We start from the raw sequence: 16,443 nt of genomic DNA on the forward strand, positions 1-16,443 counted from the left end.
TTGGCGGGGAACGGCGTTAGTCCGTTATCCCGGCTTGTTACCAATATTTTTTTAAGTATTAGCCAAAGATTTCTATTCCTAATTATTAAGAGCAATCTCTTTACCAACAAATATGGCATCACCACATTTCATATAGAAACCATTTTGACCGTTGTATTTCCTAAGAGCATAGGGATATGCAACAATTCCTTTTTGTGGCTTTATACTAATTTCACAACATCCATGTGATGTTTGGTAAAGCAAAAAAACTTTTTCCCCATGCCTTTTTAAAATGTCATATACCTTATTCTTCCATTCTTTTTCATCCTTATCTTCAATGTTATATGAATCAGCAATACGACCATTTCTTAAAAAATGGGAATCATTAACATCCGGCTTAGAGCGTAAGAACTGCATTTGTTCCCTTGCAATACTACCAAAATGGTAATATTCGCCATATTTTTTGTATCTCGTTTTTAATTCTTCCATTGTCATCAAATCAAAATTTACGATAGAGAAGAAAGAACTTGATGAATTTACAACAGACGTATATAGTCTTTTGCTAATGTCAGCTTCCAAAGAAGGAGAAATATCTAAAAAGAATATATTAGGATTGTACCCTCGTAATTCCTCACAAAATTGCTGCTCATCATTTTGAGTCATAAATAACTGAAAATCTCTACTTTTCTCCATTGTATTTAATTTTGATGATGATAAAATCTTTGGCTTACCTTATCGCACTGTTATTGGTAATGGCTAAGCGAGGAACGCTGTAAGCGTTATCGCGCTTCGTTAGTAATCTGTTATTGCACTCGTTTCAAATCCCCGATAGATTGGAGTGACATTTCTATGTAGGGAATAGTTTTTAGAATATGGATGTTATCTATTGCTTCTTTACCACCCAATGCCAATGCCGGAACATAACCGTAACATTCGTCTAATGCCGGAATACCTTTGGCTGATTTTATTATGGGATATTCATCTAAGGAAAACCATGAAGACAAACAGCCCTTATTGAATAATACGATATTAAACAGAATATCGACCTTATCAGATAAAATCCTGAATGTTCCGTATCTCACATTGACAAAGACGACATAATCACCTATCCTGCAATCTTTCACATAGGCAAATATATCACCGAAAACTGTTGTCATAAATGGTGTGGCAGAACCAAAACCCGCCATCGGATAGCAATCATCTATTATTGCCTGATATTCATTAGGTTCAATAATCCTAAATAATCCCTCGCAAAACATTCCAAATCCAACTTCTTTCCAAAGTGTGATTATGTTCTCCGATACGACATTGGCATATTTAGCAATAAAAGCATCATCTACCGTTTGGCAGATGCTATTGGGGTTCTTATCTAAAAACTTTTCGTACATATTTGTTGAACTTTGATTACTAATGGGATGCAGCTTGCCGCCGTTTAGGCGGAATAGGTGCTCGTTAACAACATCGTTAGTAAATACTTACTAAAACTCCAGTTTGGGAGTTTAATGCGTTTTCGTAAAAGGCTTTCAAATTCAGAAACTCTTTTTTCAATTCCGCTTTTAGTTGTTTTTCATCTTTTTTCACCCAGATATTTGGATATATTTTAGCTTTTCTAAACTTGGATAAATCCATACTTTCTATAAGAACCTCTATATCTGCCTTGTTTAGTGCATCAACAATGTCCTTAATATGATTAGGGTATGTATATGCTATAAAATCTTCACAGTCAAAGATTTTAGTGCCTACAATGGCTTCACTTAAAGGATTATTTTCAATTGTTTCTTGTGCGGACACTCCAGTTAGTAAGAAATGAAGCCCATCCCATAACTTATCAATATCATAGGCAATAGTTGTTGACTCATCTCCATATTCTTCAACAGCTTCAAATAAATCTTCATCATTTGAAAGCCTTTCTATTGTTGCTTCATCAGCCAACATGTAAACTCCTAACATTCCCATAATTCTTTTGTTGTTAATGTTTGGCAGCTAATCGCCATTTCTGGCGATTGAGGTGCGTGTTAGTGATATTTTATATTTTAATACAAAGCATATTTTCTATGTAATTGACAAGCTCGATTCTATCCATTTCCATGCATGAATCAGCATCCATCATCATTATTTCATAGACGACCTCTTTCAACTTTTCATCTGTAATTATATAATCAGAATAGCATAAAAAGGCGTATTGGGCAATTTCTATAGCATCATAATTGTCATGATGTACATATTGCCTTATTTCACTTGCAAACATTTCTTTTGATAATAACTTCATATTTTAACAATATCACTAATGGTTAGAAAGGAGCATCGTCAGATGCTATCTTTCGTCGTTAGATACTGATTTTATAGTTTCAAGAATATTGCCCGATACAATATTTTGAATACCACTGAATATATCACTGCCATAATAATAAACAAGATTGTCGTAATCAGCCCACACTTGTTCTTGTTCATCTAACCACACAATCAAATAGCCGGGATGAATGTCTGCTAAATAGATAACCTTATTGACCCCTAACTTCAAAGCCACTTTTTGCATAGCTTCCGGGCGGTATTTCTTTATTTTCTTGACATCAAAATAAAGAATATCAGATTGGTTCAGCTCTAATTTCATGTTATAGAATAGAGCAATCTTGCTTAGAATACTTTCATTCAAAGGATAATCAAACTTAGAGTAGGATTGTCTTAACTTGTCTATGTAAGAATCCTGCATCATTTGAAAATTAAATTCGTCCCAATGGTTATGAACAAGTATTTCCTTTATTGCAGTAGGTATAATCATTTCTAATTGTATCTAATGGTTAGCAGGGAACGGCTTGTCCGTTATCCTGCGTTGTTAGCGAAATATTCTATTCTATCCTTTGTTAGTTCTATCAAAATGAAACTAAAAGAACAAGCAATCAAAGCCAGTATATAGGATAAAAAATAGCATTTCAGATAATTATTTATACGCTCTTTCCTGAATTGTTTGAAATAGGAGATATACTTATCGCTCCTAAATAGGAATACTTGATTTGGAACATAAAGCAAGAGAACAAGAAGTAAAAAACTAATAATGAAGTTACTAACGTCACGAAACATAATACCATACCAAGAAATATGTGTTATTGCCATTACCACGTTCAAAATAGTAAGAATTAGCATTATCATGAAAATACAAGTTCCCCCACCGGCTTGCATAAGAATAAAAGGGGAAAAATCCTTTTCTCTTTCTTCTGTTCTCTTCACAATATCCAATGATTGCCAAAAAATATTTTCTTTCTTATAAAACTTCCGTGTGTATTTGTTGTCAATCAAACGGAACAGGTCAATTGCACGGAAGCACTTATACAAAAGTGCATAAGTACAATAGTATAATATGTTCCAAAATAATTCTATTCGTTTCATTTTGATATGTTTTCGCTAATGTATTTGTAAGATCACCCGTAGGTGCTGTTTATTGTGGTAAACGTCACCCGACAGGTGTGTTTCCTAATCTCTAATAGCTGCACCTTTTGTTAATGCCTCTTTTTGCACTTTCGTGGTCGGAGTTTATATGCTTTCCCTCCAAAGGTCAGTTTCTCGCAAGCTACTTTATAGCCTTCGCTGTTAAAATAATACCGGTAAACATATTCTTCCTTGCCTTCTGAACCTGAATAGGATGTGCTGCTTGGACGGGTTGTTTCCCCGTTAATTGACAACAACGGAGGATTCTGATCGGGACGAGTATTGCAGGTAAGGGTGGCACAATATCTCACGTAATCTCCGACCAGTTGCTCCACATTCAAACTGCATTTCAATCTTTTTCTGTCCACTCCGGCAGGATTTACATGCACACGACATTCAGGAGTGGTATAGGTACGGTTCCCTACCGTTACAGATGCGGCAGGGAGCTGAATCTCGCCGCTTTTCCTGAACCGCACAAGATAGCTGAAACAGGTTTCATCACTCTTGCTTCCCACTCCGTTCACAAGTGTGTAACTGCTACATTTATGTTGTTTCGGACCACTCACCACTTCAATGTCGTCATTGAATACCGGATAAGAAGCCGTGTCGAACTGGGAATTGACCAAAGCATACGTCAGTTCCACCACTTGTCCCGCACGGATCTCCCGTATTGTGTCTGCCTTTATGTGGAAATACACGGAGTCTGCGGTAGTCGAGGCGTACACTCGAACTCCCGAAAAAAATACATACATCCATATACAACAGATTTGTATGTTCCTGATTGACTTCCTTGTTATGTATCTGACCTCTTTTTTCATTTATTGATGTATCATATCAAACATTGCCGTAATCTATTCTTTCTTGCTCTCACTATAATAATGACGGAACAACATTCATGAATCGTCCAATGAATCAAGCGGATTCGGTATGCTCGACTTGTGGGCACTTGTAACATGAAGGTAGATGCTCGTAGTCTTGATGTCGTTGTGTCCCAACAACTCCTGTATGGTTCTCAGGTCCGTTCCCTGCTCCAGCAGGTGAGTGGCAAAGGAGTGGCGGAGCATGTGTACGTGTACCCGGTGCTTGATGCCGGCTCGATCGGCGGCTTCCTTCAACACTTTCACCAGTGCGCTTGCCGAATACTTTTCTCCGGGGGTATCGCCCTCGAATAGCCATTTCTTCGGACGGTATTCCTTGAAATATTCCCGAAGTTCGCACAATACCTTCTCCGACAGCAGCGAGTAGCGGCATTTTTTGCCCTTGCCCATAATGCGAATCAGCATACGTTCGCTCATAATATCCTGCGGAGTGAGGTTAAGCAACTCGCTCCTTCTCAATCCTGCGGAATAAATCAACGAAATCATACAGCGATGCTTGCGGTTTGCAAGGCATGAAAGAATGCGCCGCACCTCGTTGCGGCTCAACACTTCGGGCAGGCTCTTGTACTCTTTGGCACGGGTGATGCCGCCGTAGTATTGCCGTTTGCCGCCTTTCACCTGCTCGTAGTAGAACTTGATGGCGTTGATGCGCATATTCTGTTGCGACACCGAGATTTTCTTCTCGTTCACAAGGTAGAGTATGTAGCGGTTGATGTCGGCAACCTTCAGACGGTCGATGTTCCGTCCCTTGTGATATTCCATGAAGTCACTGAAATAGGCACGGTATGTTTTGACGGTCGAGGGGCTGTAACGCTTTTGTTCCAGCAGTTCGAGGTAGCCTTTCGGCAGTGTGTATTCACGCTTAGGTTTGGGATGCCGCACGTAAACCCGGCTGTAATCGATGTAGGCGAGCGGTGAATAGCGGTCATAGAAGGCGGGAAGGCGGAAAACGGTGGCTGGAATGTAGCCGGAGCCGTCAACGACCGCAGCCACGTCGGTGTCCTGTGCCAGCAGCAGGGTTATGGCTTGGCTGTCCGCGTAGTCCACCCGGATGCACTCCTCACCGTTGTACCTGTCTTTATGCAGGACGATGCTGCCACGTTGTTTTAGTATCTTATCCATAATTTCCCGGCTATAGATTCCATGACCCCAAAATTAGCGAAATAATCCGAAAAACAAACCGATTGGTTTGTTTTTAACACATAAAAAAGCGGCTGAAAACACAAAACCGCTCGAATTTTAACATTTCAGGCTTTTAACAGCGAATAGACGAAGCGCAGTTCCCTTGCAAGCCGTTGTATGTCAAGCCCCCTCAAAAAAGACTGCTCAAAGGACAGACCGAAAAACACCTGCCGGAACAGCATGGCTGTGTCCTCGATGTCCACATCCTGCCGTATCTCCCCTGTGTCCTTTGCCGACTGTATGGCGGCTCTCCAAAACTCGTAGTCCTGCCGGAACATGCCTGCTATCTTTTCCTCCACATCCGGATAATAAAGCCGTACCTGCATCATAAGATGGTAATAATAGAAATTGAAGCTGCATCCTGCCGGATTGTTGCCGTCATCAAGAAGCGATATGAGTTTCCGCATGGTCTGTTCCACACCTTTTATATATTGTTCGATAAATTCCGACAGGGTGGCAGCCTTGAAACGAAACTTATTTGCCACCGACTGCATCCCGAAAACATATTTATCTATAACCGCAACAAAAAGATCCAGTTTTATCGGATAATAATACACCAGTCCGGCTTTCGTCAGCCCGCAGGCTTTTCCGATCTCTACCTGACTTGCCTTCTCATAATTCATCTTGGCGAAAACGCGCAGTGCGTTTTCAAGCACTTCTTCACGGTTGGTTATCATGATAAAATTAAATTGATTTATATTTATCTTCCAAAGATAGGACATTATCTTGAGATACAGGTAAGAAACGCTGAAGAATCTTCCATATTCAGATAGATAGACCGACCGCGTCTGCATAACAGTGCGGTCGGTCTGTAATGGCATGGGTCATATCTTTATCCCTTTCGGGCGGTTTTCATTCTTTAACTGAAAACCCGGACGTCCGATGATGACACGGTCGGCAATGAAGTTGCCTGACGGACTTCGCTCATTCGCCGGACTGCGTATCTGCGGGGATTCCCCGGTGTGCTGTGGCGGCACGTTCCGTACACCTTCCGAAACCGTCTTGACCTCCTGCCCGTCGTTCTCCTTTTCGGCGACTTCCGGCGTTGGCGGTGCAAGTTCCAGCTGGATCTTGCGGTCAAGCGCGGCAAGTTCGGACTTCAACTGTTTCAGCTCGTCCTCCTTTTTCCACACCTTGCCCGCTATCTCCTGCAACTGCGGAATCTCCTTTTCCAGCACCTCGTTCTTTGCCTTGTACTGGTCGATGGTGGAGGGTATCTTCTCCAGCGCGTTCAGAAAATTGCGTGCGGCGGCTACCGGGTCAGCCATCGCCAGATGCCCGTTGTTGTAGGTGTACTTGTAGTTTCCCTCCACCACAAAGCGGTTGTCGGTAAACTCCAGCCCCTCTTTGAGCATCCTTTCGCTAACCACCTTTATCGGGAATCCGTACAGCTCCCCGACAGCCTTGTACAATCCGCCCGTCGTGGCGTTTTTGGCGATTTCCTGCAAACGCTTCCCGATAACCTTCTCGTCAGTAGAATCCACGCCCTCCACCTTAACTGCATTCAGACGGTTGCCCTCCTTGTCTGTCTGCACAACGGAAAGAAAACGGTTCCAATCTTCCGTCATGGCTTCGATGACAGCCGTGTTGTTACGCAGCTCTCCCGTCTTGGCTTCCAGCTTGAACTCCGAATCGCGCTTGCCCTTGTTGAACGACTTGCGTTCCCCTTCGAGCGAGGCGATACGCTTCTCTAACTTCGCTTTGTCGAGCAGATCGGTATTGCCGGAGAGCAGTGCCATGTATTCCGAGAAGTTCATGCCCGATTTCTCGTCCATAGCTCCCTCGTCGATGGTACGTGCGCCCATAGCCCCGCTTTTGAGCTGCGATATGAACGTCTGCTTGCAGTGCAGCAGGTTGAACTTGTAGCTGTCCAACGACTTCTCCACGGCGTAGATGATGACATCCACGTTGTTCCCGGCAAAGTGTTTGGCAATCTCGTTACCTGCCCTAACTCCCCGTCCGTCACGCTGTTGCAGGTCGGACGGACGCCACGGTGTATCGAGGTGATGGATTGCAACACACCTTTTCTGCGCGTTCACACCCGTTCCGAGCATGCTCGTGGAGCCGAACAGCACGCGCACAGTCCCGGCGTTCATGGCGTCTATCACCGCCTTGCGCGCCTTGTCGGTCTTGCACTCCTGAATGAAGCGCACCTCGCTTGCCGGTATGCCGTAGTCCTCCGTCAGCTTCCGCTTTATCTCGCTGTACACGTTCCACCCGTCGCCCGGCTGGTACGTGCCCAGATCCGAGAAGACGAACTGCGTTCCCTTGTGCGCGTCGTATTTATGGTAATACTCCGCTATCATCTTGGCGCAGTGGCTCGCCTTGTTGTCGGGATGGTCTTCGTAGTTCGGGTCTATCATGCGCATATCGAGAGCCATCTTGCGGGCGTAGTCGGTGGCGATAAGCATCTTAGCCTTCTCCTCCGTTTCAGACAGCGGCATTCGGCCCAGCAACGTCGCGTCGCCCGTCTTCGCAAATTCCATCAGTTGTTTGATGAAATATTCTTGGTCAGGTGTAGGCGGTATATTGTGAAGTATCTCGTTCTTGTGCGGACGGTCCACGCCCACGTCCTCCGCCGTGCGATAGTCGGTTATCTCGTTGTAGAAGGCGGCAAGTTCCGGTACTTTGATAAAATAGCGGAAACGCTCTTTTTGCACCACATTGTTCGTCACGTTGAACTCGAAGTCGGTCGTCTTCTTGGCGAAAATCGCCGCCCATGCGTCAAAGCACCGGATATCCTGCCGTTCCAGCTCCTTCGGGCGCAGGTACTTGAAGAGCAGGTACAATTCCGTCAGACTGTTGGAAATGGTCGTACCGGAGAGGAATGTCGCCCCCAAGTCCTTGCCAGTACGCTCCTGTATGGTGCGTATGGCAAAGAGCATATTCAGGGCTTTCTGGCTTCCTTCCGAGTTTCCCAAGCCTGCCACGCGATCGTGACGGGTGTTGAATGTCAAGTTCTTAAATTGGTGCGATTCGTCAATGAAGATATGGTCGATGCCCATCTGCTTGAAGTCCACCACGTCATCCGTGCGCAATTGGATGGCGTGTTCCACCTTCTCCAGTTTCGCCACAAGGTTGTGCTTGCGCTTTTCCAGCCCTTTCAGCATCGCCCGCGACACGTTCTTGCCCTGCTGCCGCAGGACTTCGAGGTTTTCCTCCACCGTGTCAAGCTCCGCTTGCAGGATGCGCTGCTGCAACTCCGGCGACTGCGGAATCTTGCCGAACTGGTCGTGCGACATGATGACGCAATCGTAGTCGTTGTTCTTGATGTTGTTGAAGAAACGCACGCGGTTGGCGGTCGAGAAATCCTTCTCGGAGGCATAGAGAATCCTCGCGTTCGGATATGCCGCCTGATAGGTGGCGGCAATCTCCGCGACATTGGCTTTCAGCCCGATAATCATAGGCTTGTGCGCCAGATTCAGACGCTTCATTTCATGCGCTGCAATGCACATTATCAGCGTTTTACCGGTTCCCACCTCGTGGTCACAAATGCCACCGCCATTCTGTTTGAGCATCCAGACGCAATCCTTCTGCGACGGGTAAACACTTTGAATACCCCGGCTTGCCAATCCTTTCAGATTGAGATCGGGAAAGGTCTGGTGCGAGCCGTCATACTTCGGGCGCACGAAACAGTTGAACTTGCGGTTATACATCGTCGTAAGCCTCTCCTTGAACTGCGGCGACTGCTCTTCCAGCCATTCCGAGAACCCGTTGCGGATCTCGTCGATCTTGGCGTTGGCGAGCTGTATGCCCTCGCTGTCGCGCACCTTGATGTCATTGCCATGCTCATCCTTGCCGATGGACTTCATCATGTCGGGGCAGGTATTGTGCAGGGCGTGTTTCAACAGGTGCATGCCGTCATAGTTCCGGTAATAGCCCTTCACTAAAAACTCGTCCGTGATTTTCATGGTGCGGTAGCCGCACGCCACCGAAAACTCATCCATGCTTGCGGAGTAGGCGATTTTCACGTCCGTGTCGAAAAGATGGCTCATGTAGGCGGCATACACGCCCGTCGGAATCCAGCGTTCCCCGAAGTTGAAGTCGAGGTCCTCGAAGGCGATGCGCGGCGGCTCCGCTTCCTTCAAAGCCTCCAACGCCTCCTTCACCTCCGGCAGCCGTTCACTTTCGGGATTGCCGCCCATCCATGCCTCAATGCGTTCCGCCTTCTCTATCACGTTCCCCGCGATGAACCTGTCCTTTATCTCGTAACCGGTTACGAGCGGGTTGTAGAAGACGCGCCCTTTGAGGGCGTCAAGCAGTCCCTCCTCCGTGCTGTCGGTTATCTCCCGCATATAGCCGAGATTGACCGTGCCGAACTTGTTGAGCGATGCGGAGAGTGCCTCTTCGGGAGAGCTTACGTTGGCATGGCTCTCCACAGAGAAGGAAACGGGACGCTCGAAAATGTCCGCCTTGACGAACCTGCCGTCCTCCGCACGTTCCAGCGAAAGGATGTCGCGCCCTCCGGCATCCATCATCACCAGTTTCACGTTCTGCTTGGCGTTGAGATTGCCGTAGCGCATGACGAACTCGTCATAGCATGTGTTCAACGCTTGGCGTTGCGCAGACCCTTCATCGTGATACTCAGCCTCATAGCGGTAAAGTCGTTCGTATGAATCACGGAGTGACACATACAACATCGCTTTCTCCTTCTGATAGCCGGTCAGGTCAAGCGGCTGGAATGTCGCGCCGTAAGGCGTGATGTCTTTCAGGTAGCCGAGATTGCGTGAAGCGTCCAACACCATCGAGCCGTCACGATGGTGCGGCTCCAGCATACCATTAAACGGACGGGGAGAAAGGTCGAGAGGTTCCTCCTTCGGCTTTTCCGTTTCAAATTCCGGGAAAAGGGAAGTCGCCGGTTTCACACTTGCATTATTGTCCGTAACGTGATCGGGGGTGACTTCCTGCTGTGCTTCGGGCTGTTTCCTCGCTTCTTTTTCCGGTATGGCAGGAGCGGCTTTTACATCCGTGCCGCCCACCCGTTGTTTCTCCTGATGTTCCGCAGCCAGCCTTCGAAGCTCCTTTCGCCGTTCCGGTGTCAAACCCATCATCATCTCGTAAAAGCCGTTGATGGGAGGATTGGTTTCCCAGTCCAGTGTGGCATAAATATCGTCAGGGTCGCTTTGTTTAACGGTATTCTCCGGCTTTGTTTCCTTGTTCCCGTTTATAGCTTTGGCGGTTTCAACAGGAGGTACAGCCGTAACCTGCGGCTTGGGATTAGGTACAGTTCGTTTTGTCGTGTTTCCTTTCTTCGCTGTCTTTTTCTTTTTGACAGGTTCTTCTATGGGCATTCCCCAAAGGTCAAGCAGGGAGAGCTGCACGCCCGCCTGATAATTCGGTTTGCGGGGCTCTATCTCCGGCTTTTCCTCTATCGGTTGCGGTTTTTCGGTTCGGGCTTCTTCCGTCCGTGCCGTAATTGTCGCTTCCGGCTTCATGGCTGGCTGTTCCGGCTTGGTTTCAACGGCAACCGCTTTTCGCTCCCCCGCTTGCCCGATTGCGCCCGAATACAGGCGCATGGCAAGCCTCATGTGGCAGTCCTCGTCAAGCATACGGCGCAGGTCCTCCGCGATGCCTGCTGTCTTGCCCTCGTGCGTATAGACCATAGCGGGCTTGCCGTAAGGGTCGGTGTCGAGTTTTGCGGTCGTATGCACGATACGTTCGGGATGGCTGATGAAATAGGCGTTGTCCGTCAGGTTTGTCTTCGTGTCCGTCTGTATCACGGTCATCAGCCGTTCGTCCTGCGACAGTTCCGTCTTGCGCAGGTTCTTTTGCAGTACGATAAGGTCGCTGCCCACCTCTGTCCCCGCATTGTCCGAAAACAGGTTGTTGGGCAGGCGTATCGCCGATACCAGATTCGCCTGACGGAACAGCTCGTCGCGCACGGAGGTCTTGGAGCTGTTCAATACCCCCTGCGAGGTGATGAACGCCACGATGCCGCCGTCGCGCACTGTGTCCAGCCCTTTCAGGAAAAAATAGTTGTGGATGGCTTTTTGCGCCGAACGCCTGCCGAAAGATTCGCTCCTTTGAAACCCGGCGTCGAACACGGCTATGTCACCGAACGGGATGTTGGACACCACCAAGTCGAAATAGTTGTTGAACGGCTTTTCGATTTTCTCAAAACCGTCTATGCGCATCTTTTTGTCGGGGTGGAGCTGCCGCAGGATAGTACCCGTGAGGAGGTCTTTCTCAAACGCCATCACATCCGCATCGGGACTGTGCCGCAGCACAGCGTCCACGAACACGCCGACACCCGCCGACGGTTCCAGCACGCGGGCTGGGCGGACGCTGTAATCCGCCAGCACATCGGCTATGGTGTCGGTTATCTCTTTCGGGGTGTAGAAGGCTGTCAGCACGGACGCTTTCAGCGAGTCCACATACCGCTTGTACTGCGTATCGTCCTTGCTGTTCCCGCGTACCAGCCTGTGCAGTTCCGCAGTAGGGGCAAACAGTTCGAGGTCGGATTTCGCCCAGTGGACGGCGTCCGTCAGTTCCCTTGCCGGGTTCAGGATACATTTCAGCCCGCCGAAACCGCAATACTTTTGAAGTACCGCACGTTCTTCGGGGGTTGCCGTTCTCCGTTCCCTGTCAAGGATGAATGCCGTCCGTATCGCCTCGATATTGTCCCGCAGCCGTTGTTTGCGGTTAAACGCCATACTCGTCGATATAAAGGACGACAGCCCCCGTCAGCTCCGTATAGAGCAGGTCGTAATCGGGCGACAGGGCGAAATTGTCGTCCGAAAGGTCATAGACGGAGAATACGTTTCCGACAAGCGGCAGCAGCCTTTGCAGGAAGGATTCGCGCTCTGATTCCGGCACTTCACCGGCAAACTCGTTTTCTACGACTTCGCGCAGGATGGCGTACTTGGAGTAGCGAAGCCCCTCCGTCAGCGTGCGCATCGCCAGTTCCTGCGCACCAGCAGCAGGATAGCCTTCGAGCATTGCCCGTTCATACATTCCGGCGGCACGGTCGGCGCGTTCACGGATGAAGGCTTCGTCGGTCGCCTGTTCAAATTTGTTCGTTCTGAGATAGTCCAGCAGGTACAGACCGTAGTAGGAAAAATCGGTCTGACCCTCGTTTTTCTTCTTGTTGTTCATTACTTTGGAATTTAGTGGATTGATAATGACATGGATAATCGTCTGAAAAGGAGAAAGAAAAGGCACTCGGTATCCCTCCGAGTGCCACCACTAAATCCAAAGTATGAGTGTAATCCGGTATCGAAGAACAATTCATTACTCTGAACCAGTGGCAAAGTTACTCATTATTTTCTTCTTCTCGTAGAGGTTGCCTTATTTTTCCTTTCGGGGAACACGAAAGTCGTGTTGTAGTCCCCGTCAAAGGCGACTATGGCATCGAAACCCTTGCCCTGCTTGCTCTTGAAGCCTTTGAGCAGCTTCGTGTGCCCGTCGGTGAGCAGGTCTTTGATCTCGTCGTCGGAAAGGGTGCGGTTCGCTTTCAGCCGGAACACGGGCAGCCCGCACTCCGCGTTGTCGCAGCGGACAACCTTGCCGTAGAACTGCATCATGCCGGTTCCGCACTTGGGGCACTTGCAGCCGGAATCCCTGCGGGAGAACAGCTTGTCGCACGAGAGCAGTTCGGAGGTGATTTCGCGTGTGTAAGCCTCTATCTCCTTGCGGAAAGTGTCGGCGGGCAGCTCGCCACACTCGATGCGTGCCAGATTCTTCTCCCATTCGCCCGTCATGGCGATGTCGGCGATGCGCATCGTCTTCACGACCGAATGGAGGGCAAGCCCTTTTTCAGTCGGCACAAGCGACTTCTTGCAGCGTTCCATGTAGCCGCGCTTGAAGAGCGTTTCGATGATGGCGGCGCGGGTGGCGGGCGTGCCGATGCCGCAGTCCTTCAAAGCCTGACGCAGCGCGTCGTCCTCTATCTCCTTGCCTGCTGTTTCCATAGCGGACAGCAGGGTGGCTTCGGTATGCAGCGGCTTGGGCTTGGTCTTGCCCTCCGTGATGGAGCAGCCTTTCAGCGGCAGCGTGTCGCCTTCCCGCCAGCCGGGGATAGCGGTTTCCTCCTTGTCTTCCACGCCATAGACGGCACGCCACCCGGCTTGCCTGATGATGCAGCCTTTTGCCACGAACTCCACTCCGGCACATTCCGCCGTGACGGTGGCGGTGTCCTTGACGCATTTTTCGGAGAAAGCCTCGATCATGCGCCCGGCAATCATCTGATAGACGGTATTGTCTTCTTTGGAGAGGAACAGCGGCTTCTCGCCCGTGACGAGCAGGGCATGGTGGTCCGTCACCTTGCCGCCGTCCACGCTGCGGCGTGTCGGCACTGCCTTCGGATTGACTTTCTCTTTCCATTCGGGCAGGCTGCCGATGAAGGCGAGCAGCTTGGGGATTTCGGCGAACACGTCTTCGGGGATGTAGCGGCTTCCGGTTCTCGGATAGGTGACAAGTTTCTTTTCATAGAGCTTCTGCGCGATTTCAAGCGTCTGTTCGGCGGTGAAGCCGTGCTTGGCGTTCGCTTCCTTCTGGAGCGTGGTCAGGTCGTAGAGAAGTGGTGTTTCCTCCGTCTTCTCCTTGCGCTCGGCTTTCGTGACGGTGGCTGTGCCTGCTTCCTTTACCTTATTATATAGCGTTGTGGCAGGTTCTTTCTCTTTCCATTTCTCGGAAGAGGAGAACTTCACCACTCCTTCGTCGCAACCGTCTGTTGCGATATGGAGCTGCCAGAAGGGTTCGGGCGTGAAGCGGCGGTTCTCCCAATAGCGTGCGCACACCATCGCCAGCGTGGGTGTCTGCACCCGCCCGACGGAATATGTGCCGTGTCCGGCGGCGATGGAGAGTGCCTGCGTGCCGTTGATGCCCACGAGCCAGTCGGATTCGCTCCGCGCTTTGGCGGCAAGGTAGAGGTTGTCGTATTTGTCGCCCGCTTCGAGGTTGCGCAGTCCCTCGCGGATAGCCTTGTCGGTGAGCGAGCTTATCCAGAGGCGCACGAAAGGCGTGGTGCATCCGGTGTAATGGTAGAGGTAGCGGAAGATAAGCTCCCCTTCGCGTCCGGCATCGGTCGCCACGATGATCTGTTCGCTTTCCTTGAATAGCCGGGTGACGGTCTTGATCTGCGACACCACGCCGCTGTCGGGCTTGTAGCCCTTGTCCGTCTTTACCTGACGGGGGACGAGCGTGAAGGTGTCGGGGATGACGGGCAGGTTGTCGCGGACGAAGCCGCGTATGCCGTAGCCGTCGGGCATGGCAAGCTGGACGAGGTGTCCGAACGCCCATGTCACGGCGTAGCCGCCTCCCTCGAAATATCCTTCCTCTCTCTTTGTCGCGCCCACGATGCGGGCGATCTCACGTGCCACGGATGGCTTTTCTGCAATGATTGTCTTCATATTTTTCTGTCGTTTTGAATTTTACAAATGTTACTTCGGATTTAGTGGCGGACACCGGATTACATCTTCATGCCCTTATTGTTTCTTTTCTGCTGCTGTTGCTGCGCGGTGTCCTTCGGGGCGGTCTGTCCTTTCTGCAACGGCTCTTTCAGATTCTTGGTCGCCTCGTTGGTCTTGCCCTCGCTGTTCACCGCCACCTGCGTGCGGCTCTCGTTGGAGGGTGCGACCTTCTGCGCGTTGTCGGGGTCGGTGTCGTAGCGGTACGGGCGTCCCTTCTCCGGGTTGAACCTGATGTACATCGTGGCGTGGAAGCCCTGCTTGTCGGTCACGTTCTCCAGTTTCACGGCTTTGCCCGCCACGTAGTCGGCTTTCTGCTGCTCGGTGAACTCAACGCCGCTCCATTTGCTGATGGGGCGGATGCTGCCGTCGGCGTTCGTCCACGAGTTGCGGCGTTGCCCGTTCTGTATGGCTGCGGCGTTCTCCGCGTCCTGTGCCTGTCCCTGTATGGGATTGTTCTTGGCTTCCTGTGCCTGTGCGGCACGGGGCGACCTGCCGGTCCCCGGCACGAACTCCACGCCGCTCTGCTCTACGTTCACCTGAAGGGTGGTGACGAACTTCCTGCCGTCCTTGCGCTCGATAAGTTTGTCGCGCACTGGCAGCCCGGCGCGGAGCATGTCCTGTTCCTGCTTGGTGATTTCCGTCTTTCCGATGCGCTCCGGTATGCGCACCTTGTTTGCCGGGATGTCGGTAATCTCGTTCGTCTTGCGGTCTATGCTGATGAACGAGGGGATGATCTCGCCCGTTTCCCTGTCCACGAGGTCCACGACCCTGCCGAGGTTGCCCGTTTCGCGCAGGTTCTTACGGTCTTCATCGGAAAACTTGTGTTCCTTGTACTCGTCGAGCTTCTGCTCCTTGCGGATGAAGTGCGGCACGAGGCTGATATTGCCGTCGCTGTCCTTCTTGAAGGAGAGGCGGGCGTCCAGCTCGAAAGCCTCGCCGCCGAACTTGGGCGACACTCTCACCAAATCGGACTTGCCGTAGTTGAGCATCTTGGTCAGGTCGCCCGACTTCTCAAGGTCGTCGCGTCTTACACCCCATTTCTCTTCCAGCTCCTGCCAGTTGATCTTGCTCTCGTCGATGGGCTGGTAGCCCCGGTTGCCCTGCGTCTGCTGCGGGCTTTCCTGATTCTGTTCATTTTTCTGTTCCATCTCTTCCTGTTTTTTAGGTTCTTCCTGTTTCTGTTCCGGCTTTTCAGCCGCCTGTTCCTCCTGCACCTTCCGTTCGTAATCCGAGGTGTCCACTTTGTGGGAGGCGAGCATCTCCTTGTTGGCGTCGGGGTCTTTGAGCAGTTCCTTCATCACCTCCAGCAGCTTGTCGGCTTGGTCGGCCGCAATCCGGTAGAAACCGAAGCGGCTGGGTTCCTTGCACTGCCGGAAGAAGTTCTTGAAGAAGTTGTCCAGCACGTCGCCGTGGCGGTCGAATTGCAGGAAACTCCGCGCGTTCTCCGCTTTCGCGGGGGTGCGCTTTGGTGTGCCGTCGGCGTTCAGCCCGGCTACCACGCTGATCTCGCCCGTCTTCTCGTCGCGGACTATCAGCACGTCCTTTTCAGTTGTTTTCTTTGCCATTTGAAA

The 16,443-nt window shown here is 50.1% G+C and carries 12 protein-coding genes and 2 pseudogenes; all 14 read right to left on the minus strand.

Going from position 1 to position 16,443, the window contains the following annotated elements; translation table 11 throughout:
- Window positions 1–78: 78 nt before the first annotated feature.
- Window positions 79–672, minus strand: coding sequence for a hypothetical protein (locus tag HPS53_RS06445; RefSeq protein WP_007654014.1), 594 nt, complete (start codon window positions 670–672; stop codon window positions 79–81).
- A 110-nt stretch (window positions 673–782) separates the two neighbouring features.
- On the minus strand, window positions 783–1,367 hold the full coding sequence (locus tag HPS53_RS06450) for a T6SS immunity protein Tdi1 domain-containing protein (protein WP_172205216.1): 585 nt from the start codon (window positions 1,365–1,367) through the stop codon (window positions 783–785).
- Between the two features lie 76 nt (window positions 1,368–1,443).
- Complete coding sequence (locus HPS53_RS06455) at window positions 1,444–1,935, minus strand: YfbM family protein (protein ID WP_044245715.1); 492 nt, start codon at window positions 1,933–1,935, stop codon at window positions 1,444–1,446.
- A gap of 70 nt (window positions 1,936–2,005) precedes the next feature.
- Window positions 2,006–2,248, minus strand: a complete 243-nt coding sequence (locus HPS53_RS06460) for a hypothetical protein (protein ID WP_065538035.1) — start codon at window positions 2,246–2,248, stop codon at window positions 2,006–2,008.
- Window positions 2,249–2,293: 45 nt separating this feature from the next.
- Complete coding sequence (locus HPS53_RS06465) at window positions 2,294–2,758, minus strand: hypothetical protein (protein ID WP_121737537.1); 465 nt, start codon at window positions 2,756–2,758, stop codon at window positions 2,294–2,296.
- 41 nt (window positions 2,759–2,799) lie between these two features.
- Window positions 2,800–3,363, minus strand: coding sequence for a hypothetical protein (locus tag HPS53_RS06470; RefSeq protein WP_172205218.1), 564 nt, complete (start codon window positions 3,361–3,363; stop codon window positions 2,800–2,802).
- A 110-nt stretch (window positions 3,364–3,473) separates the two neighbouring features.
- Window positions 3,474–4,154 carry a BatD family protein gene (locus HPS53_RS06475; protein WP_253942837.1) on the minus strand — a complete coding sequence of 227 codons (681 nt, stop codon included), beginning with the start codon at window positions 4,152–4,154 and terminating at the stop codon, window positions 3,474–3,476.
- 141 nt (window positions 4,155–4,295) lie between these two features.
- Window positions 4,296–5,402: a site-specific integrase gene (locus HPS53_RS06480; RefSeq protein ID WP_172205221.1), complete on the minus strand. Its 1,107-nt coding sequence runs from the start codon at window positions 5,400–5,402 to the stop codon at window positions 4,296–4,298.
- A 125-nt stretch (window positions 5,403–5,527) separates the two neighbouring features.
- Window positions 5,528–6,139 (minus strand): TetR/AcrR family transcriptional regulator, encoded by a 612-nt coding sequence (locus tag HPS53_RS06485; RefSeq protein ID WP_065540271.1) that lies wholly within the window; start codon window positions 6,137–6,139, stop codon window positions 5,528–5,530.
- A gap of 147 nt (window positions 6,140–6,286) precedes the next feature.
- Window positions 6,287–10,861: pseudogene (locus HPS53_RS06490) on the minus strand (helicase-related protein); the annotation flags it as partial.
- Between the two features lie 77 nt (window positions 10,862–10,938).
- A pseudogene (locus HPS53_RS12770) lies at window positions 10,939–12,115 on the minus strand (N-6 DNA methylase); the annotation flags it as partial.
- Window positions 12,105–12,623 (minus strand): DUF1896 domain-containing protein, encoded by a 519-nt coding sequence (locus HPS53_RS06495; protein WP_280122760.1) that lies wholly within the window; start codon window positions 12,621–12,623, stop codon window positions 12,105–12,107. The pseudogene HPS53_RS12770 and the gene HPS53_RS06495, both read right to left, overlap by 11 nt.
- Window positions 12,624–12,721: 98 nt before the next feature.
- Entirely contained in the window at window positions 12,722–14,812 is a 2,091-nt protein-coding gene (locus HPS53_RS06500; protein ID WP_172205228.1) for a type IA DNA topoisomerase, read from the minus strand.
- A gap of 59 nt (window positions 14,813–14,871) precedes the next feature.
- Window positions 14,872–16,437: a DUF4099 domain-containing protein gene (locus HPS53_RS06505; RefSeq protein ID WP_172205231.1), complete on the minus strand. Its 1,566-nt coding sequence runs from the start codon at window positions 16,435–16,437 to the stop codon at window positions 14,872–14,874.
- Window positions 16,438–16,443 lie beyond the last annotated feature (6 nt).

Source organism: Prevotella sp. PTAC (genome assembly GCF_013166535.1).
Lineage (GTDB): Bacteria > Bacteroidota > Bacteroidia > Bacteroidales > Bacteroidaceae > Prevotella.

Bases quoted from the DNA above. Each gene is read 5' to 3' on its own strand.
- HPS53_RS06475 (WP_253942837.1), bottom strand. From the start codon at position 4,154: ATGTATGTATTTTTTTCGGGAGTTCGAGTGTACGCCTCGACTACCGCA.
- HPS53_RS06450 (WP_172205216.1), bottom strand. From the start codon at position 1,367: ATGTACGAAAAGTTTTTAGATAAGAACCCCAATAGCATCTGCCAAACG.
- HPS53_RS06500 (WP_172205228.1), bottom strand. From the start codon at position 14,812: ATGAAGACAATCATTGCAGAAAAGCCATCCGTGGCACGTGAGATCGCC.
- HPS53_RS06480 (WP_172205221.1), bottom strand. From the start codon at position 5,402: ATGGATAAGATACTAAAACAACGTGGCAGCATCGTCCTGCATAAAGAC.
- HPS53_RS06455 (WP_044245715.1), bottom strand. From the start codon at position 1,935: ATGGGAATGTTAGGAGTTTACATGTTGGCTGATGAAGCAACAATAGAA.
- HPS53_RS06460 (WP_065538035.1), bottom strand. From the start codon at position 2,248: ATGAAGTTATTATCAAAAGAAATGTTTGCAAGTGAAATAAGGCAATAT.
- HPS53_RS06470 (WP_172205218.1), bottom strand. From the start codon at position 3,363: ATGAAACGAATAGAATTATTTTGGAACATATTATACTATTGTACTTAT.
- HPS53_RS06445 (WP_007654014.1), bottom strand. From the start codon at position 672: ATGGAGAAAAGTAGAGATTTTCAGTTATTTATGACTCAAAATGATGAG.
- HPS53_RS06485 (WP_065540271.1), bottom strand. From the start codon at position 6,139: ATGATAACCAACCGTGAAGAAGTGCTTGAAAACGCACTGCGCGTTTTC.
- HPS53_RS06465 (WP_121737537.1), bottom strand. From the start codon at position 2,758: ATGATTATACCTACTGCAATAAAGGAAATACTTGTTCATAACCATTGG.
- HPS53_RS06505 (WP_172205231.1), bottom strand. From the start codon at position 16,437: ATGGCAAAGAAAACAACTGAAAAGGACGTGCTGATAGTCCGCGACGAG.